The organism is Sphingobium olei (assembly GCF_042678845.1).
Classification (GTDB): domain Bacteria; phylum Pseudomonadota; class Alphaproteobacteria; order Sphingomonadales; family Sphingomonadaceae; genus Sphingobium; species Sphingobium olei.
On sequence record NZ_JBHTLS010000127.1, the window covers coordinates 18,336 to 43,330 of the forward strand.

The 24,995-nt window shown below is 66.5% G+C and carries 24 protein-coding genes; 8 read left to right on the plus strand and 16 right to left on the minus strand.

Annotated features, from left to right (window positions below):
• Positions 1 to 196: 196 nt before the first annotated feature.
• From ACFQ24_RS12500 to parE, 10 genes are all read right to left on the minus strand, one after another.
• On the minus strand, positions 197 to 988 hold the full coding sequence (locus tag ACFQ24_RS12500; RefSeq protein WP_380911672.1) for a LysR family transcriptional regulator: 792 nt from the start codon (positions 986 to 988) through the stop codon (positions 197 to 199).
• Positions 985 to 1,383: a Co2+/Mg2+ efflux protein ApaG gene (gene apaG / locus ACFQ24_RS12505; RefSeq protein WP_380911826.1), complete on the minus strand. Its 399-nt coding sequence runs from the start codon at positions 1,381 to 1,383 to the stop codon at positions 985 to 987. The genes ACFQ24_RS12500 and apaG overlap by 4 nt, the downstream gene beginning before the upstream one ends.
• Positions 1,384 to 1,415: 32 nt before the next feature.
• Complete coding sequence (locus ACFQ24_RS12510) at positions 1,416 to 2,624, minus strand: trans-sulfuration enzyme family protein (RefSeq protein ID WP_380911674.1); 1,209 nt, start codon at positions 2,622 to 2,624, stop codon at positions 1,416 to 1,418.
• Entirely contained in the window at positions 2,621 to 3,619 is a 999-nt protein-coding gene (locus ACFQ24_RS12515) for a threonine dehydratase (RefSeq protein WP_380911677.1), read from the minus strand. Before ACFQ24_RS12515 ends, ACFQ24_RS12510 begins: the two co-directional genes overlap by 4 nt.
• Before the next feature lie 66 nt (positions 3,620 to 3,685).
• The gene (locus tag ACFQ24_RS12520) at positions 3,686 to 4,105 is read right to left on the minus strand and encodes a hypothetical protein (protein WP_380911679.1); all 420 of its coding nucleotides are present in this window, start codon (positions 4,103 to 4,105) and stop codon (positions 3,686 to 3,688) included.
• Positions 4,106 to 4,181: 76 nt separating this feature from the next.
• Positions 4,182 to 5,225 carry a 3-isopropylmalate dehydrogenase gene (gene leuB, locus ACFQ24_RS12525; RefSeq protein WP_380911681.1) on the minus strand — a complete coding sequence of 348 codons (1,044 nt, stop codon included), beginning with the start codon at positions 5,223 to 5,225 and terminating at the stop codon, positions 4,182 to 4,184.
• An 87-nt stretch (positions 5,226 to 5,312) separates the two neighbouring features.
• A complete protein-coding gene (recO, locus tag ACFQ24_RS12530) occupies positions 5,313 to 6,047 on the minus strand; it encodes a DNA repair protein RecO (RefSeq protein WP_380911683.1) in 735 nt (244 codons plus the stop codon).
• Between the two features lie 615 nt (positions 6,048 to 6,662).
• The gene (gene uvrC / locus ACFQ24_RS12535) at positions 6,663 to 8,576 is read right to left on the minus strand and encodes an excinuclease ABC subunit UvrC (RefSeq protein ID WP_380911685.1); all 1,914 of its coding nucleotides are present in this window, start codon (positions 8,574 to 8,576) and stop codon (positions 6,663 to 6,665) included.
• Positions 8,577 to 8,629: 53 nt separating this feature from the next.
• Positions 8,630 to 9,919 carry a serine hydrolase gene (locus ACFQ24_RS12540; RefSeq protein ID WP_380911687.1) on the minus strand — a complete coding sequence of 430 codons (1,290 nt, stop codon included), beginning with the start codon at positions 9,917 to 9,919 and terminating at the stop codon, positions 8,630 to 8,632.
• On the minus strand, positions 9,916 to 11,892 hold the full coding sequence (gene parE / locus ACFQ24_RS12545) for a DNA topoisomerase IV subunit B (RefSeq protein ID WP_380911689.1): 1,977 nt from the start codon (positions 11,890 to 11,892) through the stop codon (positions 9,916 to 9,918). Before parE ends, ACFQ24_RS12540 begins: the two co-directional genes overlap by 4 nt.
• Before the next feature lie 162 nt (positions 11,893 to 12,054).
• On the opposite strand from parE, the gene ACFQ24_RS12550 reads away from it, so the two are divergent.
• Positions 12,055 to 12,888, plus strand: a complete 834-nt coding sequence (locus tag ACFQ24_RS12550; protein WP_380911691.1) for an outer membrane protein — start codon at positions 12,055 to 12,057, stop codon at positions 12,886 to 12,888.
• A 78-nt stretch (positions 12,889 to 12,966) separates the two neighbouring features.
• On the opposite strand, the gene ACFQ24_RS12555 is transcribed toward ACFQ24_RS12550, so the two are convergent.
• On the minus strand, positions 12,967 to 13,656 hold the full coding sequence (locus tag ACFQ24_RS12555) for a GcrA family cell cycle regulator (protein WP_380911693.1): 690 nt from the start codon (positions 13,654 to 13,656) through the stop codon (positions 12,967 to 12,969).
• 118 nt (positions 13,657 to 13,774) lie between these two features.
• Between ACFQ24_RS12555 and ACFQ24_RS12560 the strand changes: the two genes are divergently transcribed.
• Positions 13,775 to 14,644 carry an ABC transporter permease gene (locus tag ACFQ24_RS12560; protein ID WP_380911695.1) on the plus strand — a complete coding sequence of 290 codons (870 nt, stop codon included), beginning with the start codon at positions 13,775 to 13,777 and terminating at the stop codon, positions 14,642 to 14,644.
• Positions 14,645 to 14,648: 4 nt separating this feature from the next.
• On the opposite strand, the gene ACFQ24_RS12565 is transcribed toward ACFQ24_RS12560, so the two are convergent.
• A complete protein-coding gene (locus ACFQ24_RS12565; RefSeq protein ID WP_380911697.1) occupies positions 14,649 to 14,777 on the minus strand; it encodes a hypothetical protein in 129 nt (42 codons plus the stop codon).
• 117 nt (positions 14,778 to 14,894) lie between these two features.
• Between ACFQ24_RS12565 and wecB the strand changes: the two genes are divergently transcribed.
• From wecB to ACFQ24_RS12590, 5 genes are all read left to right on the plus strand, one after another.
• Positions 14,895 to 16,010 (plus strand): non-hydrolyzing UDP-N-acetylglucosamine 2-epimerase, encoded by a 1,116-nt coding sequence (gene wecB / locus ACFQ24_RS12570; RefSeq protein ID WP_380911699.1) that lies wholly within the window; start codon positions 14,895 to 14,897, stop codon positions 16,008 to 16,010.
• A gap of 163 nt (positions 16,011 to 16,173) precedes the next feature.
• The gene (locus ACFQ24_RS12575; protein WP_380911701.1) at positions 16,174 to 16,410 is read left to right on the plus strand and encodes a hypothetical protein; all 237 of its coding nucleotides are present in this window, start codon (positions 16,174 to 16,176) and stop codon (positions 16,408 to 16,410) included.
• A gap of 235 nt (positions 16,411 to 16,645) precedes the next feature.
• Positions 16,646 to 17,941 carry a UDP-N-acetyl-D-mannosamine dehydrogenase gene (wecC, locus tag ACFQ24_RS12580; RefSeq protein WP_380911702.1) on the plus strand — a complete coding sequence of 432 codons (1,296 nt, stop codon included), beginning with the start codon at positions 16,646 to 16,648 and terminating at the stop codon, positions 17,939 to 17,941.
• A gap of 117 nt (positions 17,942 to 18,058) precedes the next feature.
• The gene (locus tag ACFQ24_RS12585) at positions 18,059 to 18,766 is read left to right on the plus strand and encodes a polysaccharide biosynthesis/export family protein (protein ID WP_380911704.1); all 708 of its coding nucleotides are present in this window, start codon (positions 18,059 to 18,061) and stop codon (positions 18,764 to 18,766) included.
• Entirely contained in the window at positions 18,766 to 20,853 is a 2,088-nt protein-coding gene (locus tag ACFQ24_RS12590; RefSeq protein ID WP_380911706.1) for a GumC family protein, read from the plus strand. Before ACFQ24_RS12585 ends, ACFQ24_RS12590 begins: the two co-directional genes overlap by 1 nt.
• A gap of 24 nt (positions 20,854 to 20,877) precedes the next feature.
• Here ACFQ24_RS12590 and purQ read toward each other — a convergent pair whose 3' ends face one another.
• Both purQ and purS read right to left on the minus strand, forming a co-directional pair.
• Positions 20,878 to 21,552 (minus strand): phosphoribosylformylglycinamidine synthase subunit PurQ, encoded by a 675-nt coding sequence (gene purQ / locus ACFQ24_RS12595; protein WP_380911708.1) that lies wholly within the window; start codon positions 21,550 to 21,552, stop codon positions 20,878 to 20,880.
• A 3-nt stretch (positions 21,553 to 21,555) separates the two neighbouring features.
• Positions 21,556 to 21,789, minus strand: a complete 234-nt coding sequence (gene purS, locus ACFQ24_RS12600; RefSeq protein WP_380911710.1) for a phosphoribosylformylglycinamidine synthase subunit PurS — start codon at positions 21,787 to 21,789, stop codon at positions 21,556 to 21,558.
• Positions 21,790 to 21,958: 169 nt separating this feature from the next.
• On the opposite strand from purS, the gene ACFQ24_RS12605 reads away from it, so the two are divergent.
• Positions 21,959 to 22,711, plus strand: coding sequence for a sulfite exporter TauE/SafE family protein (locus tag ACFQ24_RS12605; protein WP_380911711.1), 753 nt, complete (start codon positions 21,959 to 21,961; stop codon positions 22,709 to 22,711).
• A gap of 36 nt (positions 22,712 to 22,747) precedes the next feature.
• Here ACFQ24_RS12605 and purC read toward each other — a convergent pair whose 3' ends face one another.
• Complete coding sequence (gene purC / locus ACFQ24_RS12610; RefSeq protein ID WP_066764533.1) at positions 22,748 to 23,530, minus strand: phosphoribosylaminoimidazolesuccinocarboxamide synthase; 783 nt, start codon at positions 23,528 to 23,530, stop codon at positions 22,748 to 22,750.
• Positions 23,531 to 23,654: 124 nt separating this feature from the next.
• Positions 23,655 to 24,932 (minus strand): aminotransferase class V-fold PLP-dependent enzyme, encoded by a 1,278-nt coding sequence (locus ACFQ24_RS12615; RefSeq protein ID WP_380911713.1) that lies wholly within the window; start codon positions 24,930 to 24,932, stop codon positions 23,655 to 23,657.
• Positions 24,933 to 24,995 lie beyond the last annotated feature (63 nt).

Consider the following 24,995-nt stretch of genomic DNA (forward strand, 5'->3'; position numbering starts at 1 on the left):
GCATTAAAGGGTCGATGCGCGCTGTCGCATCGGCCCTTTTGCTGTCCTACAATGCGGCCGGATCGCTACAGGATGAACAGGCGGGGGAAGGCCTGCCGCGTAACATTCGAACGCAAGACGGAAATTTAAAGCCGATTTCTACGGGAAATGGGCGAAGTTAAGCGGGCGGTTTCCTATCGCTCGCCCGCGCCGGATCTCAGTGCGCCAGCGCTTCCACCAGCGCCTTGACCTTCTTCTGCCGCCATTGGGGCAGCGGTGCGATCAGCCAGTAGGCAAGAGGCGTGGGGCTGGCATCCCCCACCTGCCGCACCCGGCCCGATTCCAGATCCGCCTGCGCCAGCAGCAGCGGCACGCGCGCGCGTCCGAAGCCGCTCGCCGCCGCCTCGATCGCCAGCCCCCCGTCCGCCACCCGGATGACGGCCGGTGCGTCGCCTGCGGGGCAGCCCGGCCAGTCGATGCTGTAATCGGGGCCGCCCGCCGCCGCCTCGACTGTCACATAGGCGGCCTCGCCTATCTTCACCCCTTCATGCTCTCCCGGCCCTTCGCTCAGGCGCAGCGCGATGTCCAGATTGGCCTCGGTGAAGTCCAATGCCTCGTCCGCGGCAATGAGCTGGAAGGTCAGGTCGGGCTGCCCGGCAGCATAGGCAGCGAGGCGCGGCTGCAGCCACTTGGCGCTGATGTCGCGCGGCGCGGCGATGGTCAGCGCATTGCTCGACTGCCCCGCCTGCATCGCCCGCACCGCTTCCTCGAACTCCAGGAAGCCGGCGCGGAGCGCATCCAGTCCCGCTTCCGTCTCCGGCGTCAGTTCCAGGCCCTTTGGCGTGCGGCGGAACAGGACCACGCCCAGCATGTCCTCCAGCGCGCGAATCTGCTGCCCCACGGCCGCCGGCGTGACCGCCAGCTCGTCCGCCGCGCGGGTGAAGGACAGGTGCCGCGCTGCCGCGTCCAGCACGCGCAGGCCGTTCAGCGGCAAATGGGTCCGCTTCATTCGGCCACCGCAGGCGCGATCAGGGCGAAATGGGGAATGGCGACACTGAACGTCTCGCCGCCGGCGCCGATCATCCGATAGCTGCCTTTCATCGAACCGGTGGGCGTGTTGAGCGGACAGCCCGACACATAATCATAGCTTTTGCCGGGTTGCACGACCGGCTGTTCGCCGACCACGCCGTCACCCTCCACGCTATGCTGCCCGCCGCGCCCGTCCGTGATGATCCAGTGGCGCGTCAGCAGTTGCACAGGCTCGTCGCCGATATTTTCGATCCGGATATGATAGGCCCAGAACCAGCGGCCCCGGTCCGGCTCCGACTGTTCGGGCAGGAAGGTGACGGCGACATGCACGGTGATGTCCCGCGTGGTCGCATGAAAGGGGAAAAGCGCGTTCACCGCCATGAAATGCGCTCCAATTCCCTCGTCCGTCAACGCCCTATCGCGCGCAGGGCCTGATCAAAGTCGGCGATCACGTCGTCCGGGTCTTCCAGGCCGACGTTGAGCCGCAGCATATCCTCCGTGATGCCGACTTCCAGCCGAGCTGCTTCCGCCATGCCATAATGGGTGGTGGAGGCGGGATGCGTCATCAGCGACCGCGAATCGCCGATATTGTTGCTAATGTCGACCAGCTCCAGCGCGTTGAGCAGGCCGTGCGCCTCCGCTCGCCCGCCGCCGACATAGAGCGAGAAGATCGGCCCGGCCATCGCCATCTGCCGCATCGCAAGGTCATGCGCCGGATGGCTCTCCAGCCCCGGATACAGAACCTTGGGTAGGCGACTTTCGAGGAAGCGGGCGACCTTCAGCGCATTCTCGCTCTGCCGACGGATGCGCAGGTCCAGCGTTTCCAGCCCTTTCAGCACCACCCAGGCGTTGAAGGGCGACAGCGTCGGCCCGGTATTGCGGTGGAAGGGTAGCAGCACGGTGTCGATCCACTCGCGCGTGCCGCACACCGCCCCGGCCAGCACCCGGCCCTGCCCGTCCATCATCTTGGTGGCGCTGTAGGCGACGACATCCGCGCCCAGGTCCATCGGCCGCTGGAGCGCCGGCGTGGCGAAGGCATTGTCGACGACCGTGGTGATGCCCCGCGCCTTGGCGATGGCGCACACAGCCGCGATGTCCACCACGTCCATGGTCGGGTTGGCGGGCGTTTCGAAGAAGAAGACCTTGGTGTTGGGCCTCGCGGCCGCCTCCCATGCGGCGGTGTCATGACCGTCGATGGTGGTGGTTTCGATGCCGAATTTGGGCAGCAGCGTGTCGACCAGCCAACGGCAGGAGCCGAACGCAGCTTTTGCCGCGACCACATGATCGCCCGCCGAAAGCTGGCACAGCAGCGCTGCCGTCATCGCCGCCATCCCTGTCGCGGTGGCGCGGCACGCCTCCGCGCCTTCCAGCAGGGCGATACGCTGCTCCAGCATCTCGACCGTGGGATTTTGCAGGCGGCTGTACGTCATGCCGACCTGCTCGCCGGCGAAGCGCGCGGCGGCATCCTCAGCCCGGTCGTAGCAATAGCCGCTGGTCAGGAACAGGGCTTCGGACGTCTCGCCAAATTCGCTGCGCGCCGTGCCGCCCCGGACCGCCAGCGTCGCCGGCTTCCAGTTGCGCGTGATCTCCGGGTTCTGGCCGCTCTTCCGCTTCATATCGCCTTCCGCATATCCTGATGCACGCGCGGCGTTGCGCCGCCCAATATTTCCGCCATCTGGCTCCTGTCGCCATTACCGCCCGACAGGATAACCGCAACCCGCTTCCCCGCCATCGCCTCCTTTTCTTGGATCAGCGCGGCGAGCGCCACCGCGCCCGCGCCCTCGGCCAGATTGTGGGTGTCTTCCCAATAGATGCGAATCGCCTCGGCTACCTCGTCGTCGGTGACAGCGACAAAGCGGTCGGCGCGCGGCCCGAAATAATCGAGCGCTGCCTGCACTGGCGTACAGACTGCCACCCCGTCGGCAAAGGTGTAGGCGGTCGGGTTGGCGACCAGCCGCCCTTCGTCGAAGCTGCGCTTGGCGGCGTCCACATGGGCGGACACGACGCCGACCACCTTCGTCTTGAGTCCCAGCGCGTCGCGCGCGGCGATGGTGCCGCAGAGCCCCGATCCGCACCCCACCGGCACGTAGACGGTGTCGATGTCCGCCACCGCATCGAACAGTTCCAGGCCGTAGCTGGCGACGCCGCGGACCAGTTCCTCATGATAGGGCGGCACCATGTACAGCCCCTGTTCCTGCGAAAGGCGCATCGCTTCGGCCTTGGCGCTGTCGAAGTCGTGGCCATGTTCGATCAGGGTCGCGCCGAACGCGCGCATGGCGGCGTTCTTTTCCTGCGCATTGCCATGCGGGACAAGGATGGTGATGCCAAGGCCCGCGGCGGTCGCGGCGCGCGCCTGCGCCTGCCCGTGATTGCCGCGCGTGGCGGTGATGATGCCCGAAACGTGCGGGTGGGTACGGCGCAGCCAGTCGATATAGGTGATCGCCCCGCGCGCCTTGAACGCGCCGGTGGGCAGGTGGTTCTCATGCTTCACCCACAGGTCACATCCCGTGCGGGCGGCCAGCAGCGGCCAGGCATATTGCGGCGTCGGCGGCATCTGCGCGTGGACCATGGCGGCGGCGGCGCGGAGCGACGGAAGGGAGAAGTCGGTCATCCCACGCCCCTAGCGATCCCGCCGCGTCACCGACAGGACCGGTGCCGCGGGATTGGACCGGGGCGTTCAGGCCGCGATTCGACGGTCTTTGCCGAGCAGAGGATGAAGATGCGCTTCTTCCCACGCCATCCGTTCGCGCAGTTCGTCCTGCAGCGCGAGGACCGCCTTGCGATAGGTGGGCCAGTCGGTCGCAATCTGCGCCGGCGTCCAGCACTTCACATGCTCGCTGTAGCGCAGGAACAGCGCCACGATGCCGCGATGATGGTCGCGAACCACCTGCTCCTGCTCCGGCGGCAGGTCGGCGCGGGGCAGGGCGCTGGTCATCGCTTCCTCGCGCGCCATATGGTCGCGGAACAATTGGGAAAAGGCGATGCGCTTCTGCGCCAGCGTCGGCATGTCGTCGGGGCTTGCCCCTTCCATCGCCCGAGCGAAATCCAGCATCAGCACGCGCAAGTCGGCATGACCCTGCGTCAATTCGGTTATCATAGATTAAGCGATCCCTGTTTTTACCTAGATCGGCCCGGGCACGATAATCTTTAGCTTTTCCGCGAAATAAAGCGCCTCAAAGCGCCGCAAGCACGGCGTCCGCCATCTCCACGGTGGTCATGGCACCGCCAAGGTCCGCCGAGCGCGCGCCGCCCCGCAGCGCACCGGCCACGGCGGCTTCGATCCGGTCCGCCTGTTCGGGCAGGTTCAGCGAGTAGCGCAGCATCATCGCCGCCGACAGGATGGTCGCCAGCGGATTGGCCTTGCCGGTGCCCGCGATGTCGGGCGCGGAACCGTGGATCGGCTCATAGAGGCCCTGATTGCCTTCGTTCAGCGTGGCGGAGGCCAGCATGCCGATGGACCCGACGCACATGCTCGCCTGATCGGACAGGATGTCGCCGAACAGGTTGCCGGTGACGATGACGTCGAACTGGCCTGGGTTACGGACCAGCTGCATCGCGGCATTGTCCACATACATGTGGCTGAGCGCCACGTCGGGATAGTCGGCCGACACCGCGATCACCGTGTCGCGCCACAGCTGGCTCGTTTCCAGCACATTGGCCTTGTCCACGGAGCAGAGCTTGCCGCGCCGCGCGCGCGCCGCCTGGAAACCGGCATGGGCGATGCGGCGGACTTCGGCTTCGTTATAGGACATGACGTCATAGCCTTCGCGCAGACCGTCGGCGGTGGTGCGGAAGCCCTTTTCGCCGAAATAGACGTCGCCATTGGTTTCCCGCACGATCAGCAGGTCGATGGCGGCGGCGACTTCCGGCTTCAGCGCGGATTCGTTCGCCAGTTCGGGGAAGACCTTCGCCGGGCGCAGGTTGGAAAAGAGGCCCAGATGTTTGCGCAGGCCCAGGATCGCCTGCTCGGGGCGAAGGTGCCGCTCCAGCGCGTCGCAATCGGGATCGCCCACCGCCCCGAAAAGGATCGCATCGGCGCGCTTCGCCAGCTCCAGCGTCTCGGGCGGAAGCGGATGGCCGACCGCCTTGTAGGCCGCGCCACCGACCAGCCCCTCTTCATAAGTCAGGCCCGGTATCGCCAGCGCATCCAGCACGCGCTTCGCCTGGGCGACGATTTCGGGGCCGATGCCGTCTCCGGCGAACAGGGCGATGAGCATGTCGTGTTCCTTACCAATCGTGCGGATGGCCTTTTGCGTAAGAAAAGGCTCCGTCGTGCGCGCAGGCCTTTGCAGAACGAACCTGCTTTAGGCAACCGCTCTTTTCAGTCGCTCCACGAGCCGTTCGCGCGCGGCCAGCACGTCGCTGCGCCTTTCGGTGAGGATCGAGCGTTCGAGGAAGAAGCCCGTCAGCCGCAGCCCGTCGATGATCTGCGCCCAGTCGCCCGCGCCGCCCGCCAGCAGGAAGGGGGGGAGGGGCAGCAGCCGCTCCTCATAGCCGAGCGCGCCCGCCCGACTGACCGCCGCCGCGCTACGCGGGCTGACGAAGGCGAGATCGTCCGCGCCGCCGAGCGCCGCGCAGCGCGTGAGATCGAGGCCGAAGCCCAGTTCCGCGAGCAGCAGCAGTTCGTACCGCACCAGCGCCGCCGCCCATCCCCGCGCCGCCGGGGCCGCCTCCACCGCGTCGAGCAGGCCGGAAAAGGCCTGATGCAAGGCAGGGTAGGGCGTTCCTTCGGGCAGGGCGGCGGCGGTCAGGGCGCAGCTCCAGTCGATCGCGGCAGCGGGCAAAGGTTCGGCGTGGAGCGGGGCGCGGCTGTGCGCCAGCTCGACCGTCAGGCCCGCCAATTGCTCGTCGGTGCGGGCGCGGAAATCCGCCTTCACCACATTTCCGGGCATCAGCACCGGCCGCATCGCCCGCGACCTTCCTCCGCGCACATAGCCGGGCAGCAGGCCGTGGTCGGGCGTCAGCAGCCGCGCGATCGCGCCATGTTCGCCATGGTGGCGCACGGCGCAGACGATGGCGGTGGTGGTGAGGGACGGCATCGAGTCGCCTTTTAGATGCGGTTGTTGCCAGGGTCACGCATGGGTCACGCCGCCGAAGTTCACACCATAACAGGGCACGGAAAAGCGACGTTTAGCGGGCAAATCGCGCCTCCGACGCGCCGCCGACGCGTCCGTTACGCAACGGGGACGCGTCGCATGGATCATCGCGATGCACTGGTGACGCGTCGGTAAGGTCACGGGTTGGTCATCGTGGAAGGGCGGGGCGAGGGCGGAACGGCGGTGCGGGAGGATCTGCGTCATCCGACAGGATAGATCAGAGAAAATCCTACATTGGTAGTGGGTTGTTGGGGTGCATTGGCAGGCGCGTGACTCACATCGAGGCGGGCTTGGCGGCGCAACAGCCCTCCCCGCTGCGACTAGCGCGCTGCACGCGCAAGTCTCGCTGCCCCTCCCGCAGGCGGGAGGGGGTATCTGGTGACGGACCAAATGGGGGCCTGCCTTCTGCCTTTCAGGGAGGGGCTGGGGGTGGGTTCGCCGCGCTGGCGGCACTCTGTTCTTACGATGGCAAGCTCGCTGCGCTCGCCACCCACCCCAACCCCTCCCTTGAAAGGGAGGGGCTAAGTCTCCCAGCCGCCCCCCCGCTGTCCACTGTCCTCACCCATGGAAGTAGTCATAGACCTGTTGCGCCACCGCCTTCGACACGCCGGGGGCGCGTTGGAGGTCTTCGAGGGCGGCGTCGCGGACGGCGCGGGCGGTGCCGAAGTGCATCAGCAGCGCCTTCTTGCGGGCAGGGCCGATGCCGGGGACTTCGTCCAGCGAACTGACGGTGATCGCCTTGCTGCGCTTCGCCCGGTGCGCGCCGATGGCGAAGCGGTGGGCCTCGTCGCGCAGGCGCTGGAGGTAGAAGAGGACGGGGTGGTTCAGGGGGAAGGTGACTTCTCGCCCGTCCATCAGGTGGAAGACCTCGCGTCCCTCGCGGCCGTGATGCGGCCCCTTGGCGACGCCGATCATCGTCACGTCCTCGATCCCCATTTCCTCCAGCATCGTGCGGGCGGCCGATAGCTGCCCCTTGCCGCCGTCGATGAGGACGAGGTCGGGCCATTCGCCGCTTTCGCGATCCGGGTCTTCCTTCTGTGCCCGGCCGAAGCGCCGTTCGAACATCTCGCGCATCATCGCGAAGTCGTCGTTCGACGTTTCCGGGTTCTTCATGTTGAACTTGCGATAGGCGTTCTTGCGGAAGCCTTCCGGCCCGGCGACGACCATCGCGCCCAGAGCGTGCGCGCCCTGGATATGGCTGTTGTCGTAGATTTCGATGCGGTCGGGCACGCCCTCCAGCCCGAAAGTCTCGACCATCTCGTCCATGATCCGGCCCTGGCTGGTCGTTTCCGCCAGCCGCCGGTCGAGCGCCTCCACCGCGTTGCGCTGCGCCTGTTTGATGAGGCGGGTGCGGTCGCCGCGCTGGGGGACTTCGATGCGGACACGGCTGCCGACGCGCTCGGTCAGCGCCTCGGCCATCAGCGCGCATTCGGCGGGCTCACGGTCGGTGAGGATCAGCTTGGGCGGCGGCACTTCCTCGTAGAATTGGGCCATGAAGCTCTCCAGCACCTCCTCCGTAGCCACATCGGCGGTGTGGACGGGGAAGAAGCTGCGATGGCCCCAATTCTGGCCGCCGCGGATGAAGAAGGCCTGGATGCACATCGCGCCGCCCTTTTCCGCCAGCGCGAAGATGTCAGCGTCGCCAAGCCCCTCGGCATTGATCGCCTGGCTACCCTGGATGAAGGTGAGCGCCTTGAGGCGGTCACGGATCACGGCGGCCTGCTCGAAGTCCATGGCGTCGGACGCCGACTGCATCGCCGTGCCCAGCTTCTTCTGCACGGCGGTCGACTTGCCGCCCAGGAAATCCTGCGCGTCGCGGACGAGTTCGGCATAGCCGGCTTCATCGATGCGGCCGACGCAGGGGGCGGAGCAACGCTTGATCTGGAACAGCAGGCACGGACGCGAGCGGTTGGCGAAGAAACTGTCGGTGCAGGAGCGCAGCAGGAACAGCTTTTGCAGCGCGTTGATCGTGCGCGTCACGGAACCCGCGCTGGCGAAGGGGCCGTAATAGCGCCCCTTCACCTTGCGCGCGCCGCGATGCTTCTGGACGCGGGGGAAGTCGTGATCCTCGCGCAGGAGGATGAAGGGGAAGCTCTTGTCGTCGCGAAGCAGCACATTGTAGGGCGGGCGGTAGCGCTTGATCAGCTGCGCCTCCAGCAGCAGTGCCTCGGCCTCGCTGTTGGTCGTGACGATGGTCATGCTGCGTGTCTGGGCGACCATGCGCTGGAGCCGCTTGGGGAGGCGGTCGACCTGGGTGTAATTGGCGACGCGGTTTTTCAGCGCCCGCGCCTTCCCCACATAGAGCACGTCGCCGCGCGCGTCCTGCATCCTGTAGACGCCGGGACGGATCGGCAGGGTCTTGAGCACGGTGCGGATCGCCGCCACGCCAGCGTCGATGTCCGGCTGGCTGCCGGTGACGGTGTAGGTCGCCTTGTCTTCGTTGAAGCGGTCGGGGGATTGCGGGCCGGACATGGGCGGAGAGATAGCGCGGCCAGCCTGTTTGGCAATGGCGAGGCTGGAACCGTTCAGTCGGTCGCCGGCTCGGCCAGCAGGTTCATGAGGCGGGTGACGAGGGCGGTGAAGCGGCCTTCGTCCAGTCGTGCGGCGGGATTGTTCCAGCTGGCGCTGACAGCATACCAGCGGCCGTCCAGTCCCTGTGTCAGCAGGTTCATCGCCATCACGCCCGGCTCGCTGCCGCCCTTATAGCCCAGATAGCGCCAGCGCTTCGCATCGGCGGGCGGGATGCCGGGATTGACCGCCATGATCGGCAGGGCGTCGCCGCCATGGCGGCGCAGCCAGTCCAGCAGCCCGATCATGTCGCGCGGGGAGGCGAACCATTCGGCCCCCTCAATGGCGGTCGGAACCTCCGCCACGCTGCCGACATCCACCTGATCGGTGGTCAGGCGGGCGGCCGCTTCTTTCAGCAGCGTGCGCCGCTGGTCGAGCGATCCCGCGACGTAGCGGGCGAGCAGGTCACGATTGGCCGGCATCTTGAGCGCGAAGGCTTCGGCGGTGGTCAGCACCGGCAGCGCGCGTGCCAGATCGGCATGGCCGGTGGCGGGCAGCATGGCGTCCACCTTCTCGCGGTCGAGCGCCAGCAGCAGCGTGTCGGCGGCGCAGTTGTCGCTTTCGGCAACCATCGCGGTCGCCAGGCTATGTAGCGTCATCGGTGCCTGGTCGGGCCATCCCGCAAGCCGGCCGGAAAAGCTCTTGGGACCGAGCGGCAGGACATCGCTCCAGCGCCTTTCGCCTGCCGCCGTGGCGCGGCTTGCTTCGGCAAGGATCAGTAGCTTGAAGCTGGACGCGATCGCCATCTGCGCGTCCGCGCGATAGGTGTGGATCGAGTGCGGTCCGCTGTCGTCCAGCCTCGCCACGGCGAAGGCCGTCGCGCCGGGCAGGGCCTCGATCTCGGCCGCAACCTTGTCCAGCGTGTCGTTCGCCGCTTTCACGCCCACCACATGCAGGCCGACGACCGGGTTGGGTGCTTCCGGCGCGACGACCAGCGAGAAGCCGACAGTGGCGCGCTCGTAGCGGATTTCCACCTGTCCTGCCGTAGGGCTGGATCGGGTGACGGCACCTACGGCGAGCGGCTTGCCATGCGCGGCGCGCAATTCGGCCGCGACCGCGCGCCATCGGTCGAGCGGCACCGCGTCCAGGAACAGGCTGGAGAAGAAGGCGTGTTCCCCGCCCGGCGCGGACAGGATGCCCAGCAACTGTTCGGCGCGCATCCGATAGGCGGGGTCGGACCCGGCGCGCGAGGGGGAGGGGATGAGCGACATGGCCAGCAGGATCAGGGCCGCCGCCAATTGCCTCACGCGTCGATCGCTTCCTCGTCCACCGCCGCCGCATTTTCCTGAATGAAGGCGAAGCGGTGCGCCGGGTTGGTGCCCATCAGCCGGTCGACCAGTTCGCGCACCTGCTGCCGGTCCTCGATATCGTCGGGCAGGGTGATGCGGATCAGGCTGCGGGTCTTGGGGTCCATGGTGGTTTCGCGCAGCTGCATCGGGTTCATTTCGCCCAGCCCCTTGAAGCGGCTGACGTCGACCTTCTTGCCCTTGAACTCGGTGCGCATCAGCTCCTCGCGATGCGCGTCGTCCTTGGCGTAGAGGCTCTTGCCGCCCGCAACGAGGCGGTAGAGCGGCGGCTGCGCGAGATAGAGATGCCCGCGCCGCACCAGTTCCGGCATTTCCTGGAAGAAGAAGGTCATGAGCAGCGTGGCGATATGTGCGCCGTCCACGTCCGCGTCGGTCATGATGACGATGCGTTCGTAGCGCAGGTTGTCCGGGTTGCAGTCCTTGCGCGTGCCGCAGCCGAGCGCGAGGATCATGTCCGCGATTTCCTGGTTCGCCAGGATCTTGGCGGTGTTCGCGCTGGCGACGTTCAAAATCTTGCCGCGCAGGGGCAGGATCGCCTGCGTCTTGCGATCGCGCGCCTGCTTGGCGGAACCGCCGGCGCTGTCGCCTTCGACCAGAAAGATTTCCGCGCCTTCCGGGTCGTCGTTGGAACAGTCGGTGAGCTTGCCGGGCAGGCGCAGCTTGCGGCTGTTGGTCGCGGTCTTGCGCTTGACCTCCTTCTCCTGCTTGCGGCGGAGACGCTCGTCCATGCGGTCGATCACATAGGCGAGCAGCGCCTTGCCCCGGTCCATATGGTCGGTGAGGAAATGGTCGAAATGATCGCGCACGGCGTTTTCCACGAGGCGCGCGGCGTCGGGGCTGGTCAGGCGATCCTTGGTCTGGCTCTGGAACTGGGGATCGCGGATGAAGACGGACAGCATGATTTCCGATGACGTCATGATGTCGTCGGCGGTGATGTCCTTCCCCTTCTTCTGCCCGACCAATTCGGCAAAAGCGCGGATGCCCTTCACCAGCGCGGCGCGCAGCCCCGCTTCATGCGTGCCGCCATCGGGCGTGGGGATGGTGTTGCAATACCAGCTATAGCTGCCGTCCGACCAGAGCGGCCAGGCGACCGCCCACTCGACGCGTCCGGCGGTGCCGGGAAAATCCTGATTGCCGGAAAAGAAGACGCTGGTGGCGCATTCCCGGTTGCCGACCTGTTCCTTCAGATGATCGGCAAGGCCGCCGGGAAACTGGAAGACGGCTTCGGCGGGCGTATCGTCCGTGATGAGTTCGGGCGCGCATTTCCAGCGGATTTCGACGCCCGCGAACAGGTAGGCCTTGGACCGGGCGAGGCGATAGAGGCGGGCGGGCTTGAACTTCTGCTCGCCGAAAATCTCCGTATCGGGAATGAAGCTGACCAGCGTGCCGCGCCGGTTGGGGGCAGCGCCGACCTTCAGCAGGTCGGTCTGCGGCAGGCCGCGCGAAAAGCTCTGGCGGAACAGTTCCTTGTTGCGCGCGACCTCCACCACCGTCTCGGTGGACAGCGCGTTGACCACGCTCGCGCCCACGCCGTGCAGGCCGCCCGAGGTAGCATAGGCCTTGCCCTCGAACTTGCCGCCGGAATGGAGCGTGGTCATGATGACTTCCAGCGCCGACTTGCCGGGGAATTTGGGATGCTCGTCGATCGGCATGCCCCGGCCATTGTCGACGATCGTCAGCCTGTTGCCTGCCTCCAGCGTCACCTCGATGCGCGTGGCGTGGCCGGCGACCGCCTCATCCATGCTGTTGTCCAGCACTTCGCTCGCCAGATGGTGCAGCGCGCGCTCATCGGTGCCGCCGATATACATGCCAGGGCGGCGGCGGACCGGCTCAAGTCCTTCCAGCACCTCGATGGTGGAGGCGTCATATTGCGGCGTGGGCGATGCGTTGGCGGCGAACAGATCTTCGGACATGCCGGAAAGCTATAAGGCGCGCGGGTCTGCGTGCAAGCGTTCCGAAATCGCGACGACAGCAATGATATGTCACAAAGGGCAATGAAACAAATGCCGTAGCCGAAACGTTAGCGGGGCGACCGTGGAGGATAGACATCCCCATCAGGCGAGGAGACGTGTTTAATGAAGACCTTAGCAATCGCCCCGATCGGCGCCACCCTGGCCCTTATGCTGGCTGCCCCCGCCGTCGCGCAGGACAGCGGCCCCGTCGATTGGACCGGCCCCTATGCGGGCGTTTCCTTCGGCAAGACCTGGCAGAAGAATGACGGCGACGAACATCTCCGCTTCGACACGAACCGGGACGGCAACTATAATGACGTGATCCGCACCGCGTCCGGCGCGAACGCCTTCTCGCCCGGCACCTGCGGCGGCGCAGCGCGCGGGCCGACGCCCGCCAGCGGCTGCAACTCGGACAAGAACGCCATCAGCTGGATGGGCCATATCGGCTATGATCGCCAGTTCGGCAGCATCGTTGCCGGCGTCGTGGCGGAAGGCGGTCAGGCGTTCATCGACGACAAGGTGAGCGAATTTTCGACCACCCCGGCCTTCTACACCATGCGCCGCAAGATCGACTGGAACGCCAATCTTCGCGCGCGCCTCGGCTATACCACGCCGGGCGGCATCATGCCCTACATCACCGGCGGCCTGGCCTATGCGCAGGTGCAGAATTATTTCCGCACCAGCAACACCGCCAACAGCTTCACGCCGGTGGACGCGGAAGAGGATGCCTGGGGCTGGACCATGGGCGGCGGCGTCGAAGCGAAGGTCGCGCCCAACTTCTCGATCGGCGCGCGCTATCTGTGGACCCGTTACAATGTCGGCGATTATCGCGTCGATGTGGGCCAGGGCACCGCGCCCGCGACCAATCCGTTCGTGCTGACGGGTGGCGCCAGCATCAATCGCGGCGACAAGTTCGATACGCAGAGCCTGATGGTCACCACCAGCTTCCGCTTCTGATCGCCGGAAGCCTGGACCAAAGAAAGAGGCCGGTCCCGATGGGGGCCGGCCTCTTTCTTTTTGGCTTGATCGGATCGTTCAGCGGACGCGCGGACCGCCGAAGGGAAGCGGCGGGGGCGGGCGGCGGGTGCCGCGCGGCAGCTGTGCCTGATAGGCGCGGCCGCAATGCTCCACGCAATAGGGGAAACCGGGGTTCACCGCCTCGCCGCAGAAATGGAAGTCCGGCTCGCCCGGATGACCCATCGGCCATTTGCAGATGCGTTCGGTCAGATCGAGCAGGCTGGTCTTGCCGGCAATCTCCGGGCTGGGCTTGGCCGGAACCAGCCGGCGCGGCGGCGCGGGCGGAATCGGTGCCTGCTGATCGCCCGGACCCTGACGCAGGAAGCCGCCGGGGCCGACCGAGATGATGCGCGGCTGCGGCGCGGGCGCGGGCGCGTCTTCGGCCGGCGCAGCGGATGCGGGAGCGGAAGGTGCGGCCGGTGCCGGAGCAGGCGCGCGAACCGGGGCGGCTGCGGGCGCCGGAGCGGCGGCGCGCGGCGTTTCAGCTTCTGTCGCGACGGGGGCGGGCTTGCGCGGGGCAGGCGCGGCCTTCTTGGGCGTCTCGTTCGCCTTCACCGGCGACGGGCGCGATTGTAGGCCCAGCCGGTGGGCCTTGCCGATCACCGCGTTACGGCTGACCCCGCCAAGTTCATCCGCAATCTGGCTGGCGGTCAGGCCGCGTTCCCACATCGCCTTGAGCTGATCGATACGCTCCTCGGTCCAGGACAATGAAAAACTCCTCACAAATCTGGTGTGGCTTCCTATATGGGGAAGCAGCCACGCAGGTTCAAATCGCCGGACCTGACCCTCTTGCAGCACAACGGACCAGCCGATAGTCGATCCTCCCATGAACGACCAGCCAAAAATTACCCTCGACGCTGCCACCGCGACGCCGCTGCCGCCCTTCGCCGAACCGGGGGTGCCGCAGATCCGCAACATCAACTGGGCGGGCACTTGGGCGCTATACCGGAAGGAGGTGCGCCGCTTCATGAAGGTGCAGCTCCAGACGGTGTGGGCGCCGGCCATCACCACGCTGATGTTCCTCATCATCTTCATCGTGGCGCTGGGGGGAAGCGGACGGACCGTTAGCCTGCGCGGGGAGGCGGTGCCCTTCGCCGATTTCATCGCGCCGGGCCTCATCATCATGGGCATGATCAACGCCTGCTTCGCCAATGCCAGCTTCTCGCTGATGGTGGGGAAGGTGCAGGGAACGTTGGTCGATTATCTGATGCCGCCCATCTCGGTTGGGGAATTGCTGTTCGCGCTGGTCGCCTCTTCGGTGACGCGCGCGCTGTTCGTGGGCTGCGCGCTGTGGCTGGCGATGGTCGCCTGGCCGGGCGTGCACGTGACGCCAGCGCATCTGTGGGCAGTCGTCTGGTTCGGGCTGCTGGGCACCAGCTTCATCGCCTTCCTGGGTGTGCTGACATCGATCTGGGCGGAAAAGTTCGATCATGGCGCGGCGATCACCAATTTCGTGATCGGGCCGCTGGCGCTCTTGTCCGGCACCTTCTACTCGATCGACCGGCTGCCGCCCTTCTTTCAGGGGATCAGCCACGCCAACCCCTTCTTCTACATCATTTCGGGCTTCCGCTACGGCTTCGTCGCGGCGGCGGACACGAATGTCGTGGTCGGCAGCAGCGTGCTGGTGGCGCTCAACCTATTGCTCGGCGGGCTATGCTATGTGCTGTTGCAGCGGGGCTGGAAGATCAAGGCCTGACAGGTCAGGTGAAGGCGGCGAACAGCGGCACGGCGAGGTTCATCGCCACCAGGATCGCAGCCGCCTTCAGCCAGTGACGCCATTGCGGCGCGCCGGCCCCCGCGTCGTCCGTCCACCAGGGCCATTCGATCATCCATCCGTCCTTCCGCTTGTCAGCCACCGCCCTAGCAACGCCGCGCCGTTCAGGCGATAGTTACCTATTCCTGTCACAGCGTCCGGCAAGGACGATCGCATCTGACGAAGGAAGACGATGAAGGTAGCGCTGGTGTTCGGGACACGGCCCGAAGCGATCAAGATGTTTCCCGTGATCCATGCGCTGCGCGGCCGTGCCGGGATCGACGTGCGCGTGATCGTGACGGCGCAGCATCGCGGGCTGCTGGATCAGGTGTTGGAGATCGCCGGCGTCGTGCCGGACATCGACCTGGACGTCATGGTGCCCAACCAGACGCTCGACGGGCTGACGGCGAAGCTGATCGTCGAACTGGGCAAGGCGTTCGACGCGGAGAAGCCCGATCGCATCCTCGTCCATGGTGATACGCTTACCACCATGGTGGCGAGCCTTGCGGCCTATTACCGCAAGATTCCGGTCGGTCATGTCGAGGCGGGCCTGCGCAGCGGCGACATCCACCATCCCTGGCCCGAGGAAGTGAACCGCCGCGTGGTCGCCTGCATCGCGGACATGAACTTCGCCCCGACCCAGGCGGCGGAGGACGCGCTGCTCAGCGAGAACCGCGAAGCTGCGAGCATCCACATCACCGGCAATACCGTGATCGACGCGCTGCTTGCGACGCGCGACCGGGTGCTGGCCGACCCAAGGCTGGCGAGCGGGCTCGACGATCTCGCCGCGCGCTTCGCCGGCAAGCGCATCGTTGCCGTCACCAGCCACCGGCGCGAGAATTTCGGCGGCGGGATGGAGGCGATCGCCCGATCGATCGCGGACATCGCCGCGCGGCCGGACGTGGCCGTGATCTTTCCGGTCCACCCCAATCCCAATGTCCGCCCGGTGATGGACGCGGTGCTGGGCAACCTGCCCAACGTCGCCATGATCGAGCCGCTCGACTATCCCCATTTCGTGCGATTGCTGGATATGTGCCATCTGGTCCTGACCGATAGCGGCGGCGTGCAGGAGGAGGCGCCCTCGCTCGGCAAGCCGGTGCTGGTGATGCGCGAGACGACCGAGCGGCCGGAGGGCGTGGCGGCAGGGACGGCGAAGCTGGTTGGCACGGACCGCGCGTTGATCGTGCAGGAGGTGTTGGCATTGCTGGACGACGAGGACGCTTACTTGGCGATGGCGCGCGCGCATAATCCCTTTGGGGATGGCAAGGCGGCGGAGCGGATCGCGGATGTCGTGGCGGCAGCATTATAAACGCGACATGGCTTCCCCCACCTGCTAGCAGCTATCCATCGCCGCGAACTTCCGCCTGCAAGCCTTCGCTCCGACAGAGAGACCACCGCGCTCCCGCTTGCCAAAGCATGGAGCGTCGCATGTCGCCTATTTCTTATGTCCTCCCGGTCGTGGCGCTTTCCGCATGAGCCGGGCGATCAACGTCAACGCCAGCGTCGCCGATGTGGAAGCGCTGTGCGCGCGCCATGGGATCGCCATTTCGGTCATCGAGCCGCTGACATCGGGCGGGACACGCGTGGTCTTGCTGAACCCCGACGGGGCGGAACGGGTCCGCACGCTGATGAAAACGAAGATCATCACCGCCGCGGTCGTGCGGTCGCCCATGCACATGGCGCGACAGCCGGCTCCGCGATACCGCTAGGGCGGATAGACATTCAGCCCTGGCGGCCTGCAAATGGCGGCTTTCCGAGCTTCCGGTGCTCACGTACTTTTAGTACGCTGCGCTCCGGGTCTCGAAAACCCACCATTTTCGTCACGCCATCATCTGAATATCTATCCGCCCTGTATTCGTCTCACCTTCGAGGCAGTCGTTACCGAAATCTTCAGCATTTCCGGGCAGGAGGTTGGTCGTATTTCAGCGGCCATAAGGACCATCCATGCCCGTCGACACCAAGCAGAAGGTTTCCGTCATCGGCCTTGGCTATATCGGCCTGCCGACTGCTGCGCTGATCGCGCGGGGCGGGGCGCAGGTGGTCGGCGTGGATGTCAGCGCGCATGTGGTCGAGACGGTCAATTCGGGCCGCGTCCATATCGAAGAGGTCGATCTCGACGGCCTGGTGCAGGGCGTGGTCGCGCGCGGCAATCTGCGCGCCAGCCTTGAGGTCGAGGAAAGCGACGTCTTCATCATCGCGGTGCCGACCCCGGTGGCGGAGGATCGTGCGCCCGACATCTCCTATGTCCTGAAAGCGGCGCGCACCGTCGCCCCGGCGCTCAAGGCCGGCGACACCGTGATCCTCGAATCCACCTCGCCGGTCGGCACGACGGAAGCGATGCGCGACCTGTTCGCAGAGCTGCGTCCTGACCTCAGGATGCCGGGAACCGGCGTCGCGGGCGACATCGCCATCGCCTATTGCCCGGAGCGCGTGCTGCCGGGTCGCATCCTGGTCGAGCTGATCGACAATGACCGCTGCATCGGCGGCATCACGCCCCGTTGCGCGCGCAAGGCGCTGGGCTTTTATCGCCAGTTCGTGCGCGGCGCCTGCATCACCACCACCGCCCGCGCGGCGGAGATGGTGAAGCTGGTCGAAAACAGCTTTCGCGACGTCAACATCGCCTTCGCCAACGAATTGTCGGTGATTGCGGAGAATATGGACATCGACGTGTGGGAGGTGATCCGGCTCGCCAACCGGCATCCGCGCGTCAACATCCTCAATCCCGGGCCAGGCGTCGGCGGCCATTGCATCGCGGTCGACCCCTGGTTCATCGTCCATGGCGATCCGCAAAACGCCCGCATCATCCGCACCGCGCGCGAAGTGAACGACGGCAAGACCGACCATGTGGTCGCGAAAGCCTCCGACCTGATCGATGATTTTGCGCAAGAAGACGTCGCCTGCCTTGGCCTCGCCTTCAAGGCCAATATCGACGATTTCCGCGAAAGCCCCGCGGTCAAGGTGGCCGCGCGCCTCGCCCGCCGCTACGGTCGCCGGATCAAGCTGGTGGAGCCCTATGCCCACGACCTGCCGATGGACTTTGCCGGCACTGGCGCTGAGTTGATCGATCTCGATACGGCACTGGAACAATGCGGCGTGTTCGTCATTCTTGTCGATCATGACATGTTCAAATCGGTCCCCGTCGACGAGCGCGCCGACAAGGCGGTCTATGACACGCGCGGCATCTGGCCGGACCAGCCGCGCCGCATTGCGCAGTTCGCGCCGGATCGCCTCGCCGTCTGACGGCAGGGCGGCAGGGCCACGCCCGTTCGGCTCGGTCCATCCTATCCCAGGTTGCCATTCGCCTGCCGCCCCGTTACCCCGCCGCCTGGAACGGACTGTCACGGGGCGGGAGTGCGGATGAACCGCCGGAACGGCATTACAGGGACTATGGCGGTCCTGCTGGCCTGCGTCCTGCTGGGCGCATGCGCCACGGTGGAGGATGCGCCGCGTGGAGAGGCCGCCTACGCCGCCATCCCGCCCGCGCCGGCCGTGGGTATGGAGTATCGCATCGCGCCCGACGATGTGCTGCGCATTCAGGTCTATCATGAGCCCGAGCTTTCGCTGGAGGATGCGCAGGTCAGTGCCGCGGGCATGATCCGCATGCCGTGGATCGGCGACGTCCCGGTGGCGGGCCTTACCACCTCCGAAGCGTCCGACGTCATCGCCGGGCGGCTGGGGCAGCGCTACCTCGTGTCGCCGCAGGTGACCTTGTTCGTGAAGAAGGCAGTCAACCGCCGCGTCACCGTGGATGGCGAGGTTCGCGAGCCGGGGCTGTATCCGTTCGAGGGTCGCATCCTGCTGTCGCAAGCCGTGGCGATGGCCAAGGGGCCGACGCGGCTCGCCGGGCTCGACAAGGTGGTGGTCGTGCGGACCATGGATGGGCAGAGGCAGGCCGCCATGTTCGACCTCAGCGCCATCCGCAAGGGCGAGGCGGCCGACCCGGAAATCCTGCCGGGCGATCAGGTGATCGTCGGCCTGTCGCGGGCGAAGGCGATCCTGGGCGGGGCGTTGCTGGCGATCCCGGCGCTGGCGACCGGCTTCATCGCGCTGGATGGGGGGCGGTGATGGACGCGACCCTGCCCGACGCCGCCCGCTCCTATGGCTGGAACCGCGTGTTCGCGGACCGGATACGCCATGCCGGATCGGTGCTGCGCCGCCATCGCATCATCCTGTTCGTCACGCTGGCGCTTTGCCTGCTTGCGGGCGCGCTCTTCATCCTGCTGTCCACGCCCAATTATCGCGCCACGGCGTCCGTGGAGGTCGAGGATGTGCCGGCGGGCGCAGCCGGTGCCGGCAGCGCACAGCGCGCCGCGACGCCCGGCGACATCGAAGCGCTGATGCAGACGGAGCTGGAAGTGCTGAAAAGCCGCGCACTGGCCGAGGATGTGGCTCACTCGCTGGCGCTGGTCGGCACGCCGACCTTCTTCCGTGGCATGGGCGAGACGGGGCCGACCCAGGGCAAGGGCAGCCTGTCCCAGCGCCAGGTCGAACAGGAGAGGGTGATCCAGCTCCTCCGTGACCGGCTGCAGGTCGAACTGCCGGGCAAGTCGCGCGTGCTGCGCATCAGTTTCGTCAGCGCCGACCCCGTGCTGTCGGCCCGGATCGCCAATGCCTATGCCGACAGCCTGATCCGCGCCGACCTGAAGCGCGGGTTCGATTCCGGGGTGCAGGCGCGCCGCTTCCTGCTGGGCGAACTTGACGGCGCGCGCAGTGATCTGGCGCGGGCCGAGCGCGATCTGGCGGTCTATGCGACACGGAACGGTACGCCCGAGCCAGAGGGCGACAGCCAGGCCGCGCCCCAGAGCAGCGTCGGCGAAAGGCTGGCGCAGCTCAACGGTTTCCGCGCGCAGGCCGTGGCGGAACGCATTGCCGCGCAGAAGCGGTGGGAAAGCGCCCGCCGCGCCAGCGTGGACAGCCTGCCGGACGTACTGGCCAACGGCGCGATGCAGCAGATCATGGCCGCGCGCGCGCAGGCCCGCGCCGCCATCGCAGAGGAGAGGCAGTTCCGCAAGGATGCCCATCCCGAAATGCGGGAGGCCCGCGCCCGACTCGCCGCCCTCGACGATCAGGCGGATGCCATGGCGAACAGCATCCGCGCCTCCATGCGCGAACAATATGAGGTCGCGGTCAGGGGCGAGGAACAGATTGCGCGGGAAATAGCGGCGCTGGAACGGCAGGCCAAGGCCGAACAGGGCCGCGATGTCCAACTCGGCATCATGCAGCGCTCCGTCGACACCTACCGGATGCTGCACGACAGCCTGTTGCAGCGCTATCGCGACATGGCGTCGCAGGCGGGATTCCAGGCGGGACGCATCCAGCCGCTGGATCGCGCGGCGGTGCCGGACGAACCTTTTTCCCCGCGCATCGGCATCATCCTGCTGGTCGCGACGCTGGGCGGGCTGGCGCTCGGCCTGGTGCTGGTGGTGATCCGGCACATCTTCGACGACGCCGTCACGTCTGCCGACACGCTGGCCGAACGGGTCGACCTGCCCCTGCTCGGCGCGGTGCCGGTGACGGGAGACAGTCCGCAGCCGCCGGAAATCTTCACCCCCATCGCCTCCTCGCTGCTGCTTGCCACGACCGGCGGGCTGCCGCGCTCGATCCTCGTCACCAGCGCGCAGGAAGGGGAGGGCAAGTCGCTGACGCTGCATGCGCTTTCGCTGGCGCTCGCCGGCCTTGGCAAGTCGGTGCTCGTGGTGGACGCGGACATGCGCCGTCCGGTGCAGCATCGCCTGTTCCGCGTTGCGCCGGGCCGAGGCATCGCGGAAGTGCTGACCGGACAGGCGCGGGCGGCCGACGCGATCGTGGAAACCGGAACGCCCGGCGTGTCGCTGCTGCCCTGCGCCGTCCTTCCGCCCAACCCGGCCGAATTGCTGGCGACGCCGGCGCTCGACGTGCTGCTGGCGGAGGTGGCGGGAAGCTATGACGTCGCGCTGATCGACGCGCCGCCGATCCTGGGGCTCAACGACGCGCCGCTTCTGGCGGAAAAGGCGGAGGCCAGCCTGCTGGTGGTCGAATGGGGACGAAACCATCATGGCGGGCTGCGCACGGCGGCCGAAAGGCTGCGGCGTTCAGGCACTGCCGTTATCGGCGCGATCCTGACCAAGCAGCAGGGCCGGGCGCTGGACTATGATTATCACAGAGGCGGTTAGGACCGCGCCGCGCTCCGCGTGAAATCAGGCGCGGGTCAGCAGACCTTCCACCAGTCCCTTGAAGAGGCGTGCGCCGTCGGTCGATCCATGCGAAGGTTCGATCACCCGTTCGGGATGCGGCATCATGCCCAGCACGTTGCCGCCCTCGTTCAGGATGCCGGCGATGTTGCGGGCCGACCCGTTGACCGGCTCGGCATAGCGGAGCGCCACGCGCCCTTCGCCTTCCAGCCGGTCGAGCGTGGCATCGTCGGCGAAATAATTGCCGTCATGATGCGCGACGGGGAAATGGATCTGCTCGCCCGCTTCATACAGGCTGGTGAAGGCGCTTTGCGCATTCTCCACCGTCAGCGCGACGTCGCGGCACACGAAATGGCCGCCCGCATTGCGCAGCAGCGCGCCGGGCAGCAGCCCGCTTTCGGTCAGCACCTGAAACCCGTTGCAGACGCCCAGCACGAAGGCGCCGCGATCGGCCGCCTTCGCCACCGCCTGCATCACCGGTGATCGCGCCGCCATCGCGCCGGAACGCAGATAGTCGCCATAGGAGAAGCCCCCCGGTACGCCGATCAGGTCGATATCGTCGGGAAGCTCGGTGTCGCGGTGCCAGATCATGGCGGGCTTCGCACCGGTCGCAGCCTCGAACGCCACCGCCAGATCGCGGTCGCAATTGCTGCCCGGAAAGACGATGACGGCGCTTTTCATGACTCAGCCCACCTTTTCGATGCGGTAATTTTCGATCACCGTGTTTGCCAGCAGCTTGCGGCACATGGCGTCGATATCCTCGTCGCTGGTGCCGTCATCGAGGTCCAGCTCGATCAGCTTGCCCGCGCGCACATCGTTGACGCCGCCAAAGCCCAGCCCTTCCAGGGCATGATGGATCGCCTTGCCCTGCGGATCGAGCACACCGCCCTTGAGGGTGACGAAGATGCGGGCTTTCATCGGGCGGAGACTCCTTGGTATCGGGCATGAACCGGCCGTGCGGCGCGGAGATCGATAATGCCGCACCCCCTAGGCGCGTGGCCGCGCGGAGGCAAGCCATTATGCGGCGTCTGCGCGGCGCCCGCATCCGCCATTCTCATTGCGCGGCGGATCGCCTAAGCGCCACCTCATGAGTCCCGATATCGTCTACATCGTCTACGCGATCGTCGCGGTCATCCTGTCCGGCCTGGCGAAGGGCGGTTTCGCCGGCGTCGGCGCGCTTGCCATGCCGATCATGGCGATCGGCGTCGATCCGGTGCGGGGCGCGGCGATCCTGCTGCCGATCCTGATCCTGCAGGACGCGGTCAGCGTCTGGGCGTTCCGAAGGAGCTGGGACGCCGCGGTGCTGAAGGTGATGCTGCCCGGCGCGGCGATCGGCATTGCGATCGGCTGGCTGTTCGCGGCGCAGGTGTCGGAAGTGGCGGTGCTCGGGGCGCTGGGCGTCATATCCGTGCTGTTCGGTTTTCAGCGCCTGTGGGTGGAACGCGGCAATGCCGTGGTGCTGCCGTCCAACGCGCCGGGTTGGGTGGGCGTCCTCTTCGGCATCGCCAGCGGCTTCACCAGCCAGATCGCCCATGCCGGGTCGCCGCCCTTCCAGATGTATGTCCTGCCGCGCAAGCTGCCGCGCGACACGCTGATCGGCACGACCGCCATCGCCTTCGCCGTCATGAACTGGATGAAGGTGCCCGCCTATGCCGCGCTCGGCCAGTTCACGCGAACGAACCTTTTGTCCACGGCGATGCTGGTGCCGGTGGCGGTGGCGGCGACCTTCGCCGGCGTGTGGCTGGTCCGGCGCGTGGACGCCGCCCGCTTCTACACGCTGATCTATATCCTCATGATCCTGCTGGGTCTGAAGCTCGTCGTCGATGCCGCGATGGCCTGACATGAAAAAGGCCGGCTTTGCGGCCGGCCTTTTCGCTTATTCCTTCTCGCGCTTCTTGCGATGGGTGTCGAGGTCGAGGACGGTGGTGTCCAGCCCCTCGGGCAGCAGGCCCAGCCGCCGCGCGACCTCCTGATAGGCCTCCACTTCCCCGCCCAGGTCGCGACGGAACCGGTCCTTGTCCAGCTTCTCGCCGGTGTTCATGTCCCACAGGCGGCAGCCGTCCGGGCTGATCTCGTCGGCCAGGATGATGCGGCTGTAATCGCCGTCGTACAGGCGGCCGAATTCCAGCTTGAAGTCGATCAGGCGGATGCCGATGCCGGCGAACAGGCCGCACATGAAATCGTTGATGCGGATCGCCATGTCGGCAATGTCGTGCATCTCCTCCTGCGTGGCCCAGCCGAAGCAGGCGATATGCTCCTCGGACACCAGCGGGTCTCCCAGCGCATCGTCCTTGTAGCAATATTCGATGAGGGTGCGGGGCAGCTGCGTGCCTTCCTCGATGCCCAGCTTCTTGCTGAGCGATCCGGCTGCGACGTTGCGCACCACGACCTCGATCGGCACGATCTCCACCTGGCGCACCAGCTGTTCGCGCATGTTGAGGCGGCGGATGAAGTGGGTGGGGACGCCAATCTGGCCGAGCAGGGTGAAGATATGCTCGGAAATGCGGTTGTTCAGCACGCCCTTGCCGGAAATCGTGCCCTTCTTCTGCGCGTTGAAGGCGGTGGCGTCATCCTTGAAATATTGGATGATCGTGCCCGGTTCGGGGCCTTCGTAAAGGATCTTTGCCTTGCCTTCGTAGATTTGCCGGCGACGGGCCATGCGCGTTCCTGTCTTTTTCTTCAAAAACAATGCGCCCCGGCAACGCGAATCGGAAAGGATCAGCGGGTGCCGGGGCTGTCAGCGCGGCCCATAGAACAAAGTAGGACAGGGTGCAACGAAGCCGTCAGGCAAGGCCCTTGGTCCTGCGGAACTGGTCGTAGAGGCCAAGGAAGCGGTCGATGTCGGCCTTGCTCATGAAATAGGGGGTGGCGAGCCGCAGCTTGCTGGGGTTGCCGCCGCGGATGCGGACCTTGTGATTGGTCCACAGCCAGTCCTGCAACTCCATGCGCTGCACGCCCGGCACGTTTACGGTCGCGATCGCGCCGCGCAGATAGGGGTCGGGCGAGGTCCAGCTTTCCGCGCCGCGCTCCATCATACCGGCATGGATATAGTCCGCCAGCATCCGCCCGCGCGCCTCGATCCGGTCCATGCCGATCTGGTCGGCGAGCGCGATCGCGGCGTTGAGGCCCATCAGCGTCGGGATGCACGACGAGCCGATCTGCATGTAGCGATCGGCCATGCGGGTGGGGTCGTCATAGCCGCCGGTCGCGATCGTGTTCCACACCCTGTCCATAACTGACTTGTCGCGCAGGTAGAGGAAGCCCGTCCCCTTTGTCGCGAACAGCCATTTGTGCATCGATCCGGTATAGATGTCGCAGCCGATGTCGTTGAGGTCGACCTTTATCATGCCGGGCGCGTGGGCCCCGTCGAAGGCGGAGACGATCCCCTTCGAGCGGGCGAGGGCGGCGATCTCCTTCGCCGGCAGGACGACGCCGGTGGCGGTGCTGATATGGCTGACGAAGATGATCCGCGTTCTGGGCGTGATCGCCTCGTTTATGCGGTTCAATATTTCGGCGGCGTTCTTGGGCGGCTTGGGCAGGGCGAATTTCTTGACCACCACGCCGTAGCGCCGCTGGCGCAGCATCCAGGGCATCTCGCCCGATCCATGTTCCTCGTCGCTGATCAGCACTTCGTCGCCGGGCTTCATGTCGAAGCCGTTGGCGACATAGCTGTTCGCCTCGGTGCAGTTGCGCAGGATCGCCATCTGTTCGGTCCGCGCGCCCATGAAGGCCGCGAAGGGCGCGCGATACTCCTCCCATGGGCCGTAGCCCCAGATCGGATAGTCTTCCGATCTCGCCTGCGTCATCCGCTCGGTGTCCATGAAGCCGTCGAAGATCGCCTTCAACACCGGGCGGGGCGATGACCCGACGGTGCCGACGTTCAGGTTGACGACGTCGGTCGGGATCAGGAACTGGCCGCGCAGCGCCTTCCAATAGCCGTCCGGATCCTTGCCGAACATGTCGCTTGCAGGCAGGGGGAGGCTGCTCAGCGCCTCCGCACCCAGCGGCGTGGCGATGGAGGCGGCAGCCGCGCTGCCAAGGAAGGAACGGCGGTCGAGCATCGGAACTCCTCGGGCGACAGGGCGACGAGCCGGAACGGCTTTTCCTGACAACGATGCAAAGCG